Here is a 17,609-nt window from a genome sequence, read left to right as displayed (position 1 = left end):
CCTCCCACGTGAAATTATCATCGCTATCCACCATGTTCGGCAAGCCTGAGCCGCAAGCTTCAGGCGCCGCCGACAAGACTCGTTATCAGGGAACGCTGATCGCCCGCGGTCTGACGAAGACCTATGCGACGCGGCGCGTCGTCAACGGTGTCTCCCTGGTGGTGCGCCGGGGCGAGGCCGTCGGCCTGCTCGGCCCGAACGGCGCCGGCAAGACCACCTGTTTTTACATGATCACCGGCCTCGTGCCGGTGGATGAAGGCACGATCGAGATCGACGGCAACGAAGTCACGTCCATGCCGATGTACCGCCGCTCGCGCCTCGGCGTCGGTTATCTGCCGCAGGAAGCGTCGATCTTCCGCGGCCTGACTGTGGAAGAGAATATCCGCGCCGTTCTCGAAGTGCATGTCAAGGACAAGGCCGAGCGCGAGCAGAAGCTCAACGAGCTGCTGGAGGAGTTCCATATCCAGAAGCTGCGCAAGAGTGCCGCCGTCGCCCTGTCGGGCGGTGAGCGCCGCCGCCTTGAAATCGCCCGTGCGCTGGCGACCGACCCGACCTTCATGCTGCTCGACGAGCCCTTCGCCGGCGTCGACCCGATCTCGGTCGCCGACATTCAGAATCTCGTTCACCACCTGACGGCGCGCGGCATCGGCGTCCTCATCACCGACCACAATGTGCGCGAGACGCTGGGTCTGATCGACCGCGCCTACATCATCCATGCCGGTGAAGTGCTCACCCATGGCCGGGCCAACGACATCGTCAACAATCCGGAAGTGCGCCGGCTCTATCTCGGCGACAATTTCAGCCTGTAAATCTGTCTCTGGATCCGGATGAATTCAGGACGGCCCGGCCTAAAATAGAGCACGGTGTCGTCCGCAAACCGTTCACTTTGTCGGGCGCAATGCTCCGACCCGGCGGAAATTCACCTTGCGGCATAGTTCCGCTTGACCAAATGAGATAAAAAAGCAATTTTTGGGCCAGTTGGATTTCCGCGGCCTGAAGCCTTGATCGGACGCGGTTTCCCGGAGGAATCGAGGGAGTTTCGCGTCCGTCATGGCACTGTCAGCCAGTCTTTTCCTGCGCCAGAACCAATCCCTGGTGATGACACCGCAACTGATGCAATCCATCCAGTTGCTGCAGATGACGCATGTCGAACTCACCCAGTTCATCGCCCAGGAAGTCGAGAAGAACCCGCTGCTCGAATTTCCGTCGAATGACGGCGAAGCGGGCTCTGAACGCGGCGAAGCCGAAGACGAGCCTTATGCTCGTTCACCCGAGGACGCCGGCTCGGACGACGGTGACGACAACCGCACCGAGGCGCTCTCCAGCGACTGGTACGACAATGGCGGCAGCGCCAGCACCAGCCGGCTGAGCGACGAGCTCGACGCCAACTATACCAATGTCTTTCCCGACGACAGCGCGCCGCAGCGCCTCGATGCGCCGGAACTCGTCGGCCAGTGGAAATCGATGCCGGGCAGCGGCGGCGAGGGCGCCGATTACGATCTCGACGATTTCGTCGCCGGCCAGGTGTCGCTGCGCGATCATCTCGCCCAGCAGATCCCCTTCGTCCTGCCCGACATCGCCGATCGGCTGATCGCGCAGAATTTCGTCGATCAGCTCGACGATGCCGGTTATCTGCAGGCCGACATGGTCGAGACCGGCGAGCGGCTGGGCACCAGCCCCAGCGCGGCCGAGCGCGTGCTTGCCGCCCTCCAGACGCTCGATCCGCCGGGGGTTTTCGCCCGCAGCCTCGCCGAATGCCTGGCAATCCAGCTCAGGCAGAAGGACCGATACGACCCTGCCATGCAGGCGCTCGTCGAAAACCTCGAACTGCTGGCGCGGCGCGATTTCGCCACGCTGAAGCGGCTTTGCGGTGTCGATGAGGAAGACCTTCTCGACATGCTCGGCGAGATTCGCCAGCTCAATCCGAAGCCCGGCAGCGGTTTCGAAACGGGTGTGTCCGAAGCGATCATGCCCGATGTGGTCGTCAGGCCCTCCTCGGACGGTAGCTGGCTGGTCGAGCTCAATCCGGATACGCTGCCGCGTGTGCTGGTCAACCAGTCCTATTTTTCCCGCGTGACCAGGAACGGCGAGGATCACGCCTTCCTTTCCGAATGCCTGCAGAGCGCCAACTGGCTGACGCGCAGCCTGGACCAGCGGGCAAAGACCATCATGAAGGTGGCAAGCGAGATCGTCCGCCAGCAGGACGCCTTCCTGCTGAACGGCGTCGATCATCTGCGCCCGCTGAACCTGAAGACGGTCGCCGAAGCGATCAAGATGCACGAATCCACCGTCAGCCGCGTCACCTCGAACAAATACATGCTGACGCCGCGCGGCCTCTTCGAGCTCAAATATTTCTTCACCGTCTCGATCAGCGCCGTTGCCGGCGGCGACAGCCATTCGGCCGAGGCCGTGCGTCACAAGATCCGGGCGCTGATCATGCAGGAAAGCCCGGACGCAGTGCTCTCCGACGACGATATTGTCGATATGCTGAAACAGGGCGGAATCGATCTCGCCCGCCGCACTGTCGCCAAATACCGGGAGGCCATGAACATCGCCTCTTCGGTTCAGCGCCGCCGCGAGAAGCGGGCGCTCGCCAAAGTCGCCGGCTTCTGAGGCGGGGGCTTCGGTCCTGTCGAAACGCAATCCCGCAATTCCCCTGCCGGCAGGACTGATTGCAACCAAAGAGAGAGGTTGTACGGAGATGCTGGCCGGAGGTCGGTGGCGGGTGCCGTCCGGCTGGGGATTTGCGGCACGTTTTGCGAGCATTAGCGATAGCAATTCTTCGCCCACTTGACTTTTCAGCAGCGGCTGGCTAGAAGCCCGCCGCAATCGATGCCTGAGACGGCGTCCGGAGTTATCCCCATCATCTCAAGGGCACCAGGGTACCGCAGGGCTACGCCGATCTTGCTTGAGATTGCGCGAAGTGCTTGGATGAACCTGAGGCTTGGCGTAAACTGATACCCGCAAACGACCAGAAGAAGGGAAACTCCATGAGTGTGCGTGTATCCGGTAAACATATGGAAATTGGTGACTCGTTCCGTCAAAAGATCGAGGACCAAATTGGTATGGCCATCACGAAATACTTCGACGGGGGGTATTCCGGCCAGGTGACCGTTGTGAAGGCAAGTTCCCGGTTCTCCGCAGATTGCAAGCTTCATCTCGACAGTGGGGTGGTGCTGCATGCTGCCGGCGAAGCGACCGATCCCCAGCTTGCTTTTGACGCCGCTTCGGAGCGCATCGAAAAGCGTCTGCGCCGCTATAAGCGCAAGCTGAAGGACCATCATGCCGGAAACCATCTGAACGGTTTTGCAGAAGTCTCCTACACGGTCATGGATTCCGTGCCTGACCACGAGGATGAAATTCCCGACGATTTCGCTCCGGCGATCGTTGCTGAAAGCACGAAGCAGCTGAAGACCATGTCGGTCGCCACCGCCGTGATGGCGCTCGACATGACCGACGAGCCGCTTCTCCTGTTCCGCAGCCCCGGCAAGGAACATTTGAACATCGTTTACCGTCGGCACGACGGAAATATTGGCTGGATCGATTCAGCCAATATCAAAGGCTGAGGTCAGGGCTCCGAGCGGCGGTATCGCCGCCGCTCCTTGCATCTGATCCCGGCGACAGAAGGAAAAAGAAATGGCATTGGCAGATTTGCTCCATCAGGATGCGATCATTCCCGCCCTCAGAGTAAATTCCAAGAAACAGCTGCTTCAGGAATTGGCCGCAAGAGCCGCCAGGATCACCGGGCTCTCCGAACGGGAGATCTTCGACGTCATCCTGCAGCGCGAACGCCTTGGCTCGACCGGCGTCGGCAACGGCATCGCCATTCCCCACGGCAAGCTGGTCAACATCCATTCGATCGTCGGCATCTTCGCCCGGCTGGAGCAGCCGGTCGATTTCGAGGCCCTGGACGACCAGCCGGTCGATCTCGTCTTCCTGCTGCTGGCGCCGGAAGGTGCCGGCGCCGATCATCTCAAGGCCCTGTCGCGCATCGCCCGCGTGCTGCGCGATCACGATCTGGTCGCCAAGCTGCGCGCCACCGATTCCGCTTCGGCGATCTACGCCTTCCTCAACGAAGAGCAGACGTCGAACGCCGCCTGACGATATTCGTCCCTGAACGCAAAAGGCGCCCGATTTCCCGGGCGCCTTTTGCTTTTATAGGGGTTGGACCGGACCGGTCAGAATTCTTCCCAGCTGTCCTCGGCCACGGCGGCCGAACCGCGTGACGGGGCAGCCGCGCGGCGGATCGGCGGGGCGGCAGCCCGATGCGAAGCGGTAGCGGCAGCCGGCGCCCGCATCTTTTGCGCGACCGAGGCGAGGACGGCGGCATTGCCTGAGCCTGCGACCCTGAAGCGGGTAGCGAGCGCCTTCAGCGTCTGTGCCTCGTCGTTGAGCGCGACGCTTGCGGCGGTCGCTTCCTCGACCATCGCCGCGTTCTGCTGCGTCACCTGGTCCATCTGGTTCATGGCCTGGTTGATTTCCTTCAGGCCGACGGCCTGTTCGCTCGCCGATGCCGAGATCTGCCGGATGAGATCGTTGATACTCATCACCTGTTCGGCGATCTTGTGCAGTGTGCCGCCGGCGCGCCCGACGAGATCGACGCCTTCCTTGACCTGGACGGCCGAGGTGTTGATCAGCGTTTTGATCTCCTTGGCGGCATTGGCCGAACGCTGCGCCAGTTCACGCACCTCCTGGGCGACGACGGCAAAGCCCTTGCCAGCCTCGCCGGCGCGGGCGGCTTCAACACCGGCATTGAGCGCCAAAAGGTTTGTCTGGAAGGCGATCTCGTCGATGACGCCGATGATCCGGGAAACCTCCGTCGAGGACTGCTCGATCCCCTGCATCGAGGCGATCGCCTTCTGCACCACTTCGCCGGATTTTTCGGCATCCTGGCAGGCGAGGTTGACGTTGTCGGCGGCGGTGCGGGCATGATCGGCGCTGGAATCGACCTGTGCGGTCAGCTCGTTCAGCGCAGCCGCCGTCTCCTCCAGGCTCGCCGCCTGCTGTTCGGTGCGTTTGGCGAGGTCGGAAGCGCTGTTGCTGATTTCGCCGGTGCCCGAGCCGATATTGGCGACGCTGAGGTTCATCGTGTTGATGGTCTCTTCGAGGCTCGCAAGGGCGGCGTTGAAATCCTGCTTCAGCTTGCCGTATTCGCCGGGGAATTCGTCGGTGATGCGGTAACCGAGATTGCCCTGCGACAGTTCGGAAAGGCCGGCGCCGACGATCGAGACGATATGACGCTGCAGCGACACCGATTGCTGGCGATCGGTTTCCGAACGGCTGCGCTCGTTCTCCGCTGCCTGCCGCTCCCGGGCGGCCTCGTCTTCCAGGCGACGGCTGTCGGCGAGCGTGAAGCGGAAGCCTTCCAGCGCCTTGGCGACCGAACCGATTTCGTCGGTGCGGTCCTGGGCTGCGACCGGTTCGTCATATTTGCCGTCGCCGAGCGCTTCGACGCTGGCAACGAGCCCGCCGAGCGGCCGCTGCACCAGCGAGCGGACGGCGAAATAGAGCGCCAGCATCACCGCGCCGAGCACGATCAGGCCGGTGACGATCATCAGATAGGTCTGGTCCCGTACCGGCGCGTTGATCGCCGTATGCGGCACGTCGACGAGCACGACCCAGGTGGCGTTGACGCCGGGAACCGCGAAGGGATAAACGACGCGGTCGAAGGGATCGAGACCGTCATAGGTCAGGTTCCTAACGAGGCCGGGCTGTTTGCTCGACAGCGCCGACTTGACGACGTCGGCGCCTTCGCCGTCATACTGCTTGGTCATCAGGTCGGGGATCGGCGCGACGATCCAGTTGCCGGCCTGCGACAGCAGCGTCACGCGACCGGAGCCGAAAGGATGCAACGCCTGCAGCTTGTCGGTCAGCGACTTCAGCGAGATGTCGACGCCGCCGACGCCGATCATCTTGCCACCGGACATGACCGGATAGGCGATCGAGGTCAGCAGCGTCGGGACATCGGTTCCCTCGGCCATGTAAGGCGTCGTGATCGCGCCCTTGCCGCTGTCGGCGGCAAGCTTCCACCATTCGGCGGTGTAATCATTGTCGAAGGTCGAATATTGGATGCCGCCGTCCTTGGTCTTCGACCAGTAGGGCGTGAAGGCGCCGTTCTTGTTGGTGCCTTCGTCATTATTGTTGGCGATCTCGGTGGTCTTGCCGTCGAGCGCGCCGAGCTGCTCGCAGAACCAGCTGCCGAAGGCGAAGGCATTCTGCTCGAGATTGGCCTTCAGCACGTTGATCATGCCCTTGCGATCGAGCGATTTGCCTTCATGGCCGCGGCCGATGACGCCGGACATGGTGCGCGCGGCGCTGGCAAGTTCGCCGACATTGGCGGCGATTTCATTGGCGATCGATTTTGCCTCGAGATTGGCCTGATCCATCGTCAGCGTCTGGACGCGATCCCGGGTCTGGCCGATCAGGAAGAAATTCGAAACGATGAGAACAAGTGCGATGGCGACGCCGGTGATGACGATGAGTTTCGCCGCAAGCGATTTCATTCGAAAAATGAACATGGGGTCCTCGGGCAAGCATGCGCCGAACGGGCATTCTCCGGCGCAGGAGCAAAGGCATCGCTCCGTCATGGAGCAGCCGCCTACAGCGCTGCTTGTCTTTTCGGACGCGCAAAGGACGCTGTAGCACTGTGAATTGCGGTGATCGGCGGGAGCCCAAAGGAATTGGCTATCCGTCGACCATGAGCAACATCGCCGGAGATCTGTTAAATTTGAATGAAACTTTAGTGTCTGCTCAAGGAAAAGCCGCCGGAATTCCCTAAAAATCGAGGGGGTCTGCCGGCGGCTTCGCAAAGAGACGGAAGTTATATCCTGCCTGCGACGTCCCCGCTGAGGGGGATCGAAGGCTGTGCCCCTGATTTGAGGCAGGCGAGCGAACCGGCAACCGCTGCCCGGCGCAAAGCCGAGGCAAAATCGAGGCCGTCATCGAGGCTTGCAGCGAAATAGCCGCAGAAAGTGTCTCCGGCGCCGACCGTATCGACGGGTTCGATCTTGAGCCCCTGAGCTCTTGAGATCGCCCCGTCGCGGATGGCGACGACGCCGTCGCCGCCGAGCGTCACGATCAGCGTCTGGCCGGTTTCGGCATGCAGGCGGGCAAGGGCAGCCTCGCGCGCCGGCGCATCCATGCCGTCCTGTCCGGCCAGCCGCTCGAACTCGGTCTCGTTGGCAATGACGATATCGGCAAGCCGGCCGAGGCGGGCCGCATCGGGGATCAGCGGAGCGAGATTGACAATGCTGGTGACGCCTTTGGCGCGGGCGGCAGACAGGGCGCGTTCGACGGCGGCCACCGGCACTTCGAGCTGCAGCATCAGGATGTCGCCTTCGCTCATGCGGGCGACCGCCGCTTCGGCATCGGCTGATGTGACGAGGCCATTGGCGCCCGGAACGACGGCGATCATGTTTTCGCCGTCGCCGCCGACCAGGATCAGCGCCGTGCCTGTCGGGCCGTCGACATGCCTGACGAGAGAAAGATCGGTTCCCGCCTCATCGAGCAGGGCAAGCGCATCGGCGGCGAAGGCATCCTTGCCGACGGCGCCGGCCATATGCACGTAGCGGCCGGCGCGGCGCGCGGCCAGCGCCTGGTTGGCGCCCTTGCCGCCGGCGGCGGTGGCAAAACCGTTGCCGGCTACCGTCTCGCCGGGCTTCGGCAGGCGCTCGGTGGTGGCGATGAGATCCATGTTGATGGATCCGAAAACTGTGATCATCAGGCTGTCCCGTCTTCTGGAGCATGCGGACGACATCATGCTCCTGCTATTTGATGCGGGGCCGACACTGCCCGAAGCGGTCACTCCTCGTCAACCACCCGAAGTTTGAGAAGGCCGGTGCGGCTTTCCACCGATTTGGCGGCGGCTTCGCTGTCGCGGGCAGGTTTGGCCTCGCCACCCGCCTCGAATTCCAGAGCCTCGATCTTGGCGCCGCGCCTGGTCAGCTTGTCGGCCGAGGTGACCACCATGTCGATATCCTTCTGCGCCATGGCGAAATGGCCCTGCAGCTTGCGCACCCGCTCGTCGAGACGGCCGAGATCGTCCATCAGGATCGCCACCTCGCCCTGGATCAGATGCGCCTGCGCCCGCATGCGCTGGTCCTTGAGCACGGCCTGGATGACCTGAATCGACAGCATCAGCAGCGACGGCGAGACGATGACGATGCGCGCCCGGTGCGCCTTCTGCACCAGGGCCTCGAAATTTTCGTGGATCTCGGCGAAGATCGATTCCGATGGCACGAAGAGAAAGGCCGTCTCCTGGGTTTCGCCCTGGATCAGATATTTCTCGGCAATGTCCCGGATATGGACCTCCAGGTCGCGGCGGAACTGCTGGCCGGCGATCTTGCCGGCCTCGGGGCTGCCGGCGTCGCGGATCGCATTCCAGGCTTCGAGCGGAAATTTCGCGTCGATCACAAGCGGCGGCGCGCCGTTCGGCATGCGGATCGTGCAGTCCGGCCGCGAGCCGTTCGACAGCGTCTGCTGGAAGGCATAGGCGCCCATCGGCAGACCGTCGGCGACGATCGTTTCCATCCTGGACTGGCCGAAGGCGCCGCGCGTCTGCTTGTTGGAAAGAATGGCCTGCAGGCCGACGACATCCCTGGCGAGCGTCTGGATATTGTTCTGCGCCGCATCGATCACCGCCAGCCGCTCCTGCAGCCGCTGCAGGTTCTCATGCGTCGATTTGGTCTGCTCGGTGATCGTCGAGTTGACCCGCTGCGACATGCCGTCGAGGCGTTGGCTGATCGCCTGGTTGAGCTCACTCTGGCGCGCGCCGAAGACTTCGGTCATCGCCGCGATGCGGCCCTGCATCTCCGCCTGGATCTTCAGAAGCTCGGCCATGCGCGCCTCGGTTTCTCCAGCGCGAAAACTCGCCTCCTCCGCCTGTTCGCGGCGAAGGCTTGCGCCACGCAGCAGCAGAATGATCACCAGCAGCCCGAGGGCGAGAAGCGCCCCGCCGGCAAGCGCCAGCGTGGCCGGGCTGATCGAGGCAAGAGACAGGGTGAGCGAATCGGAGTTGACGGTCATGCCGCAACCATAACAGAAGGGATGGCAATTTATAGATCAAAACGTGAACGAGGCTGGCGGCCATCAATGTCTTGCTACGCCGCGCCCCTCGGGCGGCATGAGGCGAATATGGCGAAATTCCGGGCGGGAATGCAAAAAAGCGTCTTCCCCGCCCGCCGGATAATTCCATAGTCGGAAAAGATGGGTTATGGGAACGCCATGACCATCAAGCCACTCATCATTCTTCCCGACCCCCTTCTCCGCCAGCTCTCCAAGCCGATCGAGCGGGTCGATGCCGACCTGCAGCGTCTGGCCGACGATATGCTGGAGACCATGTACGACGCGCCGGGTATCGGTCTTGCCGCGATCCAGATCGGCGTGCCGCGCCGCATGCTGGTGATCGATGTGTCGCGCGAAGGTGAGGAAAAGCAGCCGCAGGTCTTCATCAATCCCGAGATCGTCACATCCTCCGGCGAGCGCTCGGTTTACGAGGAAGGCTGCCTGTCGATCCCGGATTATTATGCCGAGGTCGAGCGTCCGGCGGTCGTCTCGGTCAAATATCTCGACCGCAACGGCAAGGAACAGACGGTAGAGGCCGACGGCCTGCTCGCCACTTGCCTGCAGCACGAGATCGACCATCTGAACGGCGTGCTGTTCATCGATTACATCTCGCGGCTGAAGCGGGAGATGGTGATCAAGAAGTTCACCAAGGCGGCGAAATCCAAGGCGATCTGACGACGCGTTGAAAATGCGCCGGCAAAGCACTATGATATCACCGATATCATGATGGAGGTGCCGCATGGGTGATCTGCTTATTCGCGATGTTCCGGATGCAATGAAGCGGCAGCTTCAGGAAAGTGCGCAGCGCAACGGCCGCAGCCTTTCGGAAGAAGCGATTGAAATCATCCGCCGGCAGATTGCGGCGGAGCGCTCGGGAGCTCCCGCGGGACAGCGCCTGCGCTCGCTGATGGGCGTGGAAAGGCTGAGCGATGACGAAGTGGAGGCTATCGCCGCGTCTCGCCACGAACGCGACCGCGAACCGCCACGTTTCGACAGATGATTGTTCTCGACACGAACGTGATTTCCGAATTGCAGGGAAGGACCTATAGCGAGCGGATATTGAACTGGTTGGACGCTTACGACGTCGACACGCTTTTCCTGACGACGATCTCCGTCGGCGAAATGCGCTACGGGCTCGAGCTCCTCGATGACGGCAGGCGAAAAGCGGCCTTGATTTCCGACTTCAATCGGATCGAGTCTGAATTTGCCGGCCGCATACTCGGTTTTTCGCTCAGTGCTGCCAATCGGTATGGTCTGCTGGCTGCGGCGCGCAGAAAGGCCGGGCGGCCGGTGGAAACGAAGGATGCCATGATTGCCGCCATCTGCCTGGCAAACGGTGCGACGCTCGCCACCCGCAACACCAGAGATTTCGAAGGGCTTGATCTCAAGCTCATAAACCCGTTTGAAGACGGCTGAACCTCAATTTGGCGAGATAGAATGTCTCTTCGTATCATCTTCATGGGAACGCCTGAGTTCTCGGTCCCGACCCTGCGCCTGCTCGTCGATGCCGGCCACAGTATCGTTGCGGTCTACACCCAGCCGCCGCGGCCGGGCGGCCGGCGCGGGCTCGATCTGCAGAAATCGCCGGTGCATCAGGCCGCCGAACTGCTCGGCCTTCCCGTCTTCACCCCGGTCAACTTCAAAGACCCGCAGGAGCGCGAGCGGTTTGCCGCTTTCAATGCCGATGTCGCCGTCGTCGTTGCCTACGGCTTGCTGCTGCCGGAGGCGGTTTTGAACGGCACTCGCGACGGCTGCTATAACGGCCATGCCTCGCTCTTGCCGCGCTGGCGGGGCGCTGCCCCCATCCAGCGGGCGATCATGGCCGGTGACGGTAAGACCGGCATGATGGTGATGAAGATGGACAAGGGTCTCGACACCGGCGCCGTCGCACTGACCCGCGAAGTCGAGATCGGCCCGAACATGACGGCGGGCGAACTGCACGACCGGCTGATGCTGGTCGGCGCCAAGTCGATGGCAGAGGCCATGGTGAAGCTGGAGATGAACGACCTGCCGCTGACGCCGCAACCGGATGAGGGCGTGCTCTATGCCGCCAAGATCGACAAGGCCGAGGCCCGCATCGATTTCGGAAGGGATGCCAGGGATGTGCACAACCATATCCGCGGCCTGGCGCCGTTTCCGGGCGCCTGGTTCGAACTCGTGATCGGCGGTAAACCGGAGCGGGTCAAGGTGCTGGGCTCGGAGCTGGCTGAAGGGCAGGGGCCGGCCGGGCAATTGCTGAGCGACGATCTCGTCATTGCCTGCGCGTCGGGCGCGGTGCGGCTGACCAGGCTGCAGAAGGCCGGCGGCAAGCCGCTGGCGGCGGCCGATTTCCTCCGGGGCACGCCGCTCGGCGCAGGCACGAGGCTTTCCTGATGCCGCGTTTCCGCATGACCGTCGAATATGACGGCGGCCCCTATGTCGGCTGGCAGCGGCAGGAGAACGGTCCTTCGGTACAGGGCGCCATCGAGGCGGCGGTGCTGTCTCTGACCGGCGAGACGGTGTCGATCCGCGGCGCCGGGCGCACCGATTCCGGCGTCCACGCCATGGGGCAGGTGATCCATGCCGATCTTTCGAAGGACTGGTCGCCCTATCAGCTGCAGAATGCCTTGAACGCGCATCTGAGGCTCGCCGGCGCGCGTGTCGCCATTTTGGACGTCGAGGCCGTTCCCGAATTCTTCGATGCCCGCTTCTCCGCCCTGCGGCGCCACTACCTCTACCGTATCGTCAGTCGCCGGGCGCCGCTGGCGATCGAGGCCGGCAAGGCCTGGTGGGTGCCAAAGGCGCTCGATCACGAGGTCATGCACGCCGCCGCCCAGAGGCTGGTCGGCCGGCACGATTTCTCCACCTTCCGCTCCGCCCATTGCCAGGCAAACAGCCCGGTCCGCACGCTCGACCGGCTGGATGTGACGCGCAATGGCGAGCTGATCGAGATCCGCGCCACGGCGCAAAGCTTCCTGCACAATCAGATCCGTTCCTTCGCCGGCACGCTGAAACTCGCCGGCGAAGGCAAATGGACGCCTGACGATGTCGATGCGGCGCTCGAGGCGCGCGACCGAAAGGCCTGCGGCCCGGTGGCGCCGCCCGACGGGCTCTATTTCATGCAGGTGGATTATCCCGACGTGATCCCCGACCGGCGAAGGCCGATCGACGAACACGACGACGATCTGTCGTAAAGCCTCTGCTGCTGCGATGGATCAGGTCGGATAGATGCCGAGGAAGTGCTGCAGATATTCCGAAAGGATCATCGATGGCACCAGCAGCACCAGCGTCATTGCCCCGACCATCAATGGGTGACCTTGGCAGATCATCCGGAGAATGCGCGCCAGCGCGAAGACCTGCGCCAGCATGAAGGCAAGCAGCAGCAGCGAGACGAGGCCGACGGAGCCGGGAAGGAAGACCACCATCGCCAGCAGCAGCCCGTTGATATAGGAGAGCGGCACGCCGAGCCAGTTGACGCTGACGACCACAGGCGCGAAACGCTCGCCCATGCGGAAGGCAAGCAGCAGCAGCCCGGCAAAGACCAGCGGCACGAACCAGTTGGCGAGTTCGACGAAGCCGAGCCTGATATAGAAGGCAAAGCCGACATCGGCTTCCGGCGGCATCGACCGCAGAAAGACCTGTCGCCACCAGAGCCAGGAAATGCCCATCGGCGGCAGGCACCAGGCAATCGCCCAGAACGAGCGGTTGACGCCGCGCTCGGACATGTCGAGGTAGCGGAAGCCGCGCGGATCCAGCCGGATCAGCAGCCAGAGGCCGGCCAGATAGTACTGGACTTCCTTAAAGCCCGGCATTGGCGAACCAGCGGGCGATGAAGAGTTCGTAGATCGCCGTCAGCGTCTCCAGATCGGCGACGGCAACGCGCTCGTCGACCATGTGCATCGTCTGGCCGACGAGGCCGAATTCGACGACCGGGCAATAATCCTTGATGAAGCGCGCATCCGATGTGCCGCCGGTGGTCGAAAGCTTCGGCGACTGGCCGGTGACGCTTTCGACGGCCGATGACAGCGAGGCGATCAGCCCATTGTTGCGCGTCAGGAAGACATGGCTCGGCCGGTCGGCCCAGACGATATCGTATTTCACCGGCTCGCGGCCGGGCCGCAGCTGGCCGTTGCCGGCGGCGGCATCGAGGCGCCGGAGGATTTCGGCGCGAAGCGTCTCGGCCGTCCAGCTGTCGTTGAAGCGGATGTTGAAGCTTGCCGAGGCCTTGGCCGGAATGACATTGGTCGCCGGATTGCCGACATCGACCGTGGTCACTTCGAGGTTCGACGGCTGGAAATCGTCGGTGCCGCCGTCGAAGGGCGGGTCCATCAGCGCCTGCGTCAACTGCAGCATGCCGCGCACCGGATTGTCGGCAAGATGCGGATAGGCGGCATGGCCCTGGACGCCGTGAACGGTGATCTTGCCCGACAGCGAGCCCCGCCGGCCGATTTTGATCATGTCGCCGAGCCTGTCCGGATTGGTCGGCTCGCCCACCAGGCAGGCATCCCAGCGCTCGCCGCGCTCGGCCGCCCATTGCAGGAGCTTGATCGTGCCGTTGATTGCCGGGCCTTCTTCGTCGCCGGTGATCAGGAACGAGATCGAGCCGGCCGGCGGCCCGTTTTTCTCGATATGACGGGCGACGGCGGCGACGAAACAGGCGATGCCGCCCTTCATGTCGACCGCGCCACGGCCGAAAAGCTCGCCTTTGGAAATCTCGGCGGCAAAGGGCGGATGCGTCCAGGCGGCCTCGTCGCCGACCGGCACGACATCGGTATGGCCGGCAAACATCAGATGCGGGCCGTCTTTGCCGAGGCGGGCATAGAGGTTGTCGATATCGGGTGTTCCCTCCTCGCTTGCCCTCACTCTGTCGACGGTAAAGCCAAGCGGCGCCAGCATGGCGTCGAGCGCCGACAGTGCGCCGCCCTCCGCAGGTGTCACGGAGGGGCAGCGAATCAGCGTCTGGAGATTGGCGACGGGATCGGTAGAGGTCATGGCAGTGGAACTATCCGGCGGGAATGGCAAAGACATGGCAAGGCGGCGCCGCCTCGCGCAAAAGACGCCGTCTGTTTACCGGATCAATCTGCCGATGTCATCAATCTCTGAGCAGCTCGTTGATGCCGGTCTTCGAGCGGGTCTTTTCATCGACGCGCTTGACGATGACGGCGCAGTAGAGATGCGGCGCCGGCTGGCCGTTGGCCATGGTGGCATTGCCCGACGGCATCGAGCCGGCGACGACGACGGAATAGGGCGGCACTTCGCCGTAGCTCACTTCGCCGGTGGCGCGGTCGACGATCTTGGTCGACTTGCCGATATAGACGCCCATGCCGAGCACCGAGCCTTCACGGATGATGCAGCCTTCGACCACTTCCGAACGGGCGCCGATGAAGCAATTGTCCTCGATGATCGTCGGGCCGGCCTGCATCGGCTCCAGCACGCCGCCGATGCCGACGCCGCCGGACAGATGCACATGCTTGCCGATCTGCGCGCAGGAGCCGACCGTCGCCCAGGTATCGACCATCGTGCCCTCGCCGACATAGGCGCCGAGATTGACGAAGGAGGGCATCAGGATCGCATTCGGAGCGATATAGGCCGAGCGGCGCACGACGCAGTTCGGCACGGCGCGGAAGCCGCCAGCGCGGAACTGGTTCTCGCCCCAGTTCTCGAATTTCGAAGGCACCTTGTCCCACCAGGTGGAATTGCCCGAACCGCCCTTGACCACCTCCATGTCGTTCAGACGGAAGGACAAGAGCACGGCCTTCTTCAGCCACTGATTGACCGTCCAGGCGCCGTCGGCGCCGCGCGTCGCCACACGGACCTTGCCGGCATCGAGCAGGTCGAGTGCTGCTTCGACGGCATCGCGAACCTCACCCTTGGTCGACGTGTTCACATTGTCGCGATTGTCGAAGGCGGCTTCGATGGTCTTTTCGAGGGATGCGAGGTCGGTGGCGCTCATGAGAATTCCTTAAACTTCGATCTTTATCGTGGAGACGGCAAGGTCTCCGGAATTGCGGTTGGCAGGATTGTGTCCTGCTCTACAGCATGCACCCGTAGAATGGAATGAATTTTCGGGCAAGTTCACCTGGATTCAAGGCGTTATAGCGACATATCCGGTCTCACGGCCGGCAATACTGAAAGGCATTTCGACATGGCGAAGGGACGAAACGGCGGTTCGCGGCGCAAGGATGGCGTATGGGACCCGCTGAAGAGCAGCTCGACCGACAGGCAGCGCGCCGAAGCCGTGCCGAAGACGCCGCAGACGATGTCGCCGGCCTACCGCCTTGCCTATGTCGACGAGGATTTCCTCTGCCGCGAGGAACTGCGGCCGATCCGCCTGCAGCTGGAACTGTTGAAGCCGGAAATGATGCTGACCGAACGCGGCATCAAGTCGACCGTCGTCATGTTCGGCGGCGCCCGCATTCCCGCCCCCGGCCAGAGCGCCTGGGCGGCGCGCAACGATATCCAGCGCGCCAATCTGGAAGCAGCCTCCGTCTATTATGACGAGGCGCGCAAATTCGCCCGGCTCTGCTCGAAATATTCGGCAAGCTTGAATTTCCAAGAATATGTCATCGTCACCGGCGGCGGCCCCGGCGTCATGGAGGCCGGCAATCGCGGTGCTGCCGACGAAGGCGCGCCTTCGATCGGCCTCAACATCGTGCTGCCGCACGAGCAGGCGCCGAACGCCTATGTGACGCCGGAACTCAGTTTCAACTTCCATTATTTCGCCATCCGCAAGATGCATTTCATGGTACGCGCCAAGGCGATCGCCGTCTTTCCCGGCGGCTTTGGCACGCTCGACGAATTCTTCGAATGCCTGACGCTGATCCAGACCGGCCGCATGGAGCGCCTGCCGCTGATCCTCTTCGGCGAAACCTTCTGGAGAAGCATCGTCAATTTCGACGCATTGGCCGAATTCGGCACGATCGCGCCCGACGACGTCAAGCTGATCAGCTTCGTCGACACGGCCGAAGCAGCATGGAAGATCGTTCAGGATTTCTACGAGCACCGCGAATAGGGGCCTTAGGTCTCGATTGCGAGACGGTCTCTTTCCCCGCCGAGCGGGGAAAGAGGGTAGGCTATGGTTCGTCCGGCCTTACAGGAACGGCCGGTCCGGCATGTCGTCGATCGAGATGACGCCGTCCTTGTTGCGGTCCATGCGCGCAAACAGCTTGTCGAAGGCAGCGACGGCTTCCTGTTTGGAAATCTGGCCGTTCTGGTCGGTGTCGATCCGGTGCATCATCAATGAAGCACGCATGATGTTGCCGCCATGGCGCATCCAGTGATGACCGTCGCGCGGCGGCCGCTGCTGGTCGTTGGCGTCAGGCGTCGCGGCGGCGGTATTGGCATCCTTGTCTTCGCCGGCATCCTGCTTGCGCTGGTCTCTCATCGCCTGCATCTGTGTTTTGTGGTAGGCTTGGATTTCGCCCGGGGTCAGCGAGCCGTCATTATTGGTGTCGATCGCAGCGAAAATCTTGTCGAGGCCGGCGCTCGCCTCTTCCTTGGTGACCTTTCCATCTTTGTTCGTGTCGAACTGCTTGAGCATGCGGACATAGGTGATTTCGAGGAAGGCATCGCGGCCCGGGCCTGGATGATCCCTGCCGGCGTGCGGACGCGGTCCGTCGCCGGGCGCGGCAAAACCTGCCCCGGCCGCAGCGCCGAAAATGAGGACGGAGGAAAGCGCTGCCAGTATCAGCTTGTTGCGGTACATCATATTCGCCTTTCGTGAGGTGTCCCCTCACGAAGAAAGCTAAGGTAACGGGGCGCAAAGACCCAGTTAAACATCGGTAAGCTGAATGAAACTTTGGTAATCCGCCAGCCGGGGCTTACTCAGCCCGAAGCGGTAATCCGGCCGAGAAACGCGGCGAGGTCGTCGGTGACGAAATCGATATGATCCTCTTCGCCGCTGGTCTTTTCCCACCATTCGACGACCGTGTCTTCCAGATTGCGCGGCACCAATAGCACGGTCTGCATGCCGAGCGCCTTCGGCACCGTCAGATTGCGCGGCAGGTCCTCGAACATGGCGGCCTTGGCGGTTTCGACCCGCTTCAGCGCCGTGAACTTGTCGTAAGTCGCCTGCGCCGGCTTCGGCACGTAGTCGGCGGCGACGATGTCGAAAATATCGTCGAAGTGCTCGAGAATGCCGAGCGCTTCGGCGGTCATTTCGGCGTGCTTGACGCTGCCATTGGTGAAGATGAACTTGCGCCCCGGCAACGCCTTGATCGCTGCACCGAGTTCCGGCTGCGGCATCAGCGCCGAATAGTCGATCGCATGCGCCTTTTCGAGGAAGTCGTTCGGGTCGACGCCGTGATGGATCATCAGGCCCTGCAGCGTCGTGCCGTGCTCGAGATAATATTGCTTCTGCAGCTTGCGCGCCTCGTCCCGCTCCATCTGTAAGAGCGTCGCGACATAGGAGGTCATGTTCTTGTCGATCTGTGCGAAGAGATTGACATGATGGGGATAGAGCGTGTTGTCGAGGTCGAAGACCCAGTCTGTGACGTGCTCGAAATCGGCTTTATCAGGCGTGCGGTCGATCTTGGTCATGGCGGTCTTATGGCATGGCTGCCCCGGGA

At 62.6% G+C, this 17,609-nt stretch carries 18 protein-coding genes; 10 read left to right on the top strand and 8 right to left on the bottom strand.

What is annotated here, in order from left to right; genetic code table 11:
* Positions 1-32 precede the first annotated feature (32 nt).
* The 4 genes from lptB to ptsN all read left to right on the top strand — a co-directional run bounded on the left by lptB (position 33) and on the right by ptsN (position 4,101).
* Positions 33-809, top strand: coding sequence for an LPS export ABC transporter ATP-binding protein (gene lptB, locus GGD57_RS26715; protein ID WP_085735883.1), 777 nt, complete (start codon positions 33-35; stop codon positions 807-809).
* Positions 810-1,050: 241 nt separating this feature from the next.
* Entirely contained in the window at positions 1,051-2,613 is a 1,563-nt protein-coding gene (gene rpoN / locus GGD57_RS26710; RefSeq protein ID WP_184473188.1) for an RNA polymerase factor sigma-54, read from the top strand.
* A gap of 377 nt (positions 2,614-2,990) precedes the next feature.
* The gene (gene hpf, locus GGD57_RS26705; RefSeq protein ID WP_085735887.1) at positions 2,991-3,566 is read left to right on the top strand and encodes a ribosome hibernation-promoting factor, HPF/YfiA family; all 576 of its coding nucleotides are present in this window, start codon (positions 2,991-2,993) and stop codon (positions 3,564-3,566) included.
* Positions 3,567-3,636: 70 nt separating this feature from the next.
* Positions 3,637-4,101 carry a PTS IIA-like nitrogen regulatory protein PtsN gene (ptsN, locus tag GGD57_RS26700; protein ID WP_003570770.1) on the top strand — a complete coding sequence of 155 codons (465 nt, stop codon included), beginning with the start codon at positions 3,637-3,639 and terminating at the stop codon, positions 4,099-4,101.
* Positions 4,102-4,178: 77 nt separating this feature from the next.
* On the opposite strand, the gene GGD57_RS26695 is transcribed toward ptsN, so the two are convergent.
* From GGD57_RS26695 to GGD57_RS26685, 3 genes are all read right to left on the bottom strand, one after another.
* Entirely contained in the window at positions 4,179-6,518 is a 2,340-nt protein-coding gene (locus GGD57_RS26695) for a methyl-accepting chemotaxis protein (protein ID WP_184473187.1), read from the bottom strand.
* A gap of 302 nt (positions 6,519-6,820) precedes the next feature.
* Positions 6,821-7,720, bottom strand: a complete 900-nt coding sequence (locus tag GGD57_RS26690; RefSeq protein ID WP_184473186.1) for a ribokinase — start codon at positions 7,718-7,720, stop codon at positions 6,821-6,823.
* An 80-nt stretch (positions 7,721-7,800) separates the two neighbouring features.
* Positions 7,801-9,024 (bottom strand): DNA recombination protein RmuC, encoded by a 1,224-nt coding sequence (locus GGD57_RS26685; RefSeq protein WP_184473185.1) that lies wholly within the window; start codon positions 9,022-9,024, stop codon positions 7,801-7,803.
* A gap of 198 nt (positions 9,025-9,222) precedes the next feature.
* Here GGD57_RS26685 and def point away from each other — a divergent pair, with 198 nt between their 5' ends.
* From def to truA, 5 genes are all read left to right on the top strand, one after another.
* Positions 9,223-9,738: a peptide deformylase gene (gene def, locus GGD57_RS26680; RefSeq protein ID WP_184473184.1), complete on the top strand. Its 516-nt coding sequence runs from the start codon at positions 9,223-9,225 to the stop codon at positions 9,736-9,738.
* A 64-nt stretch (positions 9,739-9,802) separates the two neighbouring features.
* Complete coding sequence (locus GGD57_RS26675; RefSeq protein WP_184473183.1) at positions 9,803-10,063, top strand: FitA-like ribbon-helix-helix domain-containing protein; 261 nt, start codon at positions 9,803-9,805, stop codon at positions 10,061-10,063.
* On the top strand, positions 10,060-10,479 hold the full coding sequence (locus GGD57_RS26670) for a type II toxin-antitoxin system VapC family toxin (protein ID WP_184473182.1): 420 nt from the start codon (positions 10,060-10,062) through the stop codon (positions 10,477-10,479). The genes GGD57_RS26675 and GGD57_RS26670 overlap by 4 nt, the downstream gene beginning before the upstream one ends.
* A 21-nt stretch (positions 10,480-10,500) precedes the next feature.
* On the top strand, positions 10,501-11,436 hold the full coding sequence (gene fmt / locus GGD57_RS26665) for a methionyl-tRNA formyltransferase (RefSeq protein WP_184473181.1): 936 nt from the start codon (positions 10,501-10,503) through the stop codon (positions 11,434-11,436).
* Complete coding sequence (gene truA, locus GGD57_RS26660) at positions 11,436-12,236, top strand: tRNA pseudouridine(38-40) synthase TruA (protein WP_184473180.1); 801 nt, start codon at positions 11,436-11,438, stop codon at positions 12,234-12,236. Before fmt ends, truA begins: the two co-directional genes overlap by 1 nt.
* A 21-nt stretch (positions 12,237-12,257) precedes the next feature.
* Here truA and GGD57_RS26655 read toward each other — a convergent pair whose 3' ends face one another.
* From GGD57_RS26655 to dapD, 3 genes are all read right to left on the bottom strand, one after another.
* On the bottom strand, positions 12,258-12,854 hold the full coding sequence (locus tag GGD57_RS26655) for a hypothetical protein (RefSeq protein WP_184473179.1): 597 nt from the start codon (positions 12,852-12,854) through the stop codon (positions 12,258-12,260).
* On the bottom strand, positions 12,841-14,034 hold the full coding sequence (gene dapE, locus GGD57_RS26650; RefSeq protein WP_184473178.1) for a succinyl-diaminopimelate desuccinylase: 1,194 nt from the start codon (positions 14,032-14,034) through the stop codon (positions 12,841-12,843). Before dapE ends, GGD57_RS26655 begins: the two co-directional genes overlap by 14 nt.
* Positions 14,035-14,134: 100 nt before the next feature.
* Positions 14,135-14,995 (bottom strand): 2,3,4,5-tetrahydropyridine-2,6-dicarboxylate N-succinyltransferase, encoded by an 861-nt coding sequence (dapD, locus tag GGD57_RS26645; RefSeq protein ID WP_184473177.1) that lies wholly within the window; start codon positions 14,993-14,995, stop codon positions 14,135-14,137.
* A gap of 192 nt (positions 14,996-15,187) precedes the next feature.
* Here dapD and GGD57_RS26640 point away from each other — a divergent pair, with 192 nt between their 5' ends.
* On the top strand, positions 15,188-16,054 hold the full coding sequence (locus GGD57_RS26640; RefSeq protein ID WP_184473176.1) for an LOG family protein: 867 nt from the start codon (positions 15,188-15,190) through the stop codon (positions 16,052-16,054).
* A 78-nt stretch (positions 16,055-16,132) separates the two neighbouring features.
* On the opposite strand, the gene GGD57_RS26635 is transcribed toward GGD57_RS26640, so the two are convergent.
* Entirely contained in the window at positions 16,133-16,747 is a 615-nt protein-coding gene (locus GGD57_RS26635) for an EF-hand domain-containing protein (RefSeq protein WP_184473211.1), read from the bottom strand.
* A 119-nt stretch (positions 16,748-16,866) separates the two neighbouring features.
* On the bottom strand, positions 16,867-17,580 hold the full coding sequence (locus tag GGD57_RS26630) for a pyrimidine 5'-nucleotidase (RefSeq protein ID WP_184473175.1): 714 nt from the start codon (positions 17,578-17,580) through the stop codon (positions 16,867-16,869).
* Between the last annotated feature and the right edge of the window lie 29 nt (positions 17,581-17,609).

Origin of the sequence: Rhizobium esperanzae (assembly GCF_014197615.1) — a bacterium.
GTDB lineage: Bacteria > Pseudomonadota > Alphaproteobacteria > Rhizobiales > Rhizobiaceae > Rhizobium > Rhizobium esperanzae_A.
Note: the sequence above shows the minus strand (reverse complement) of the source record. Positions and strands in the feature narration are given on the sequence as shown.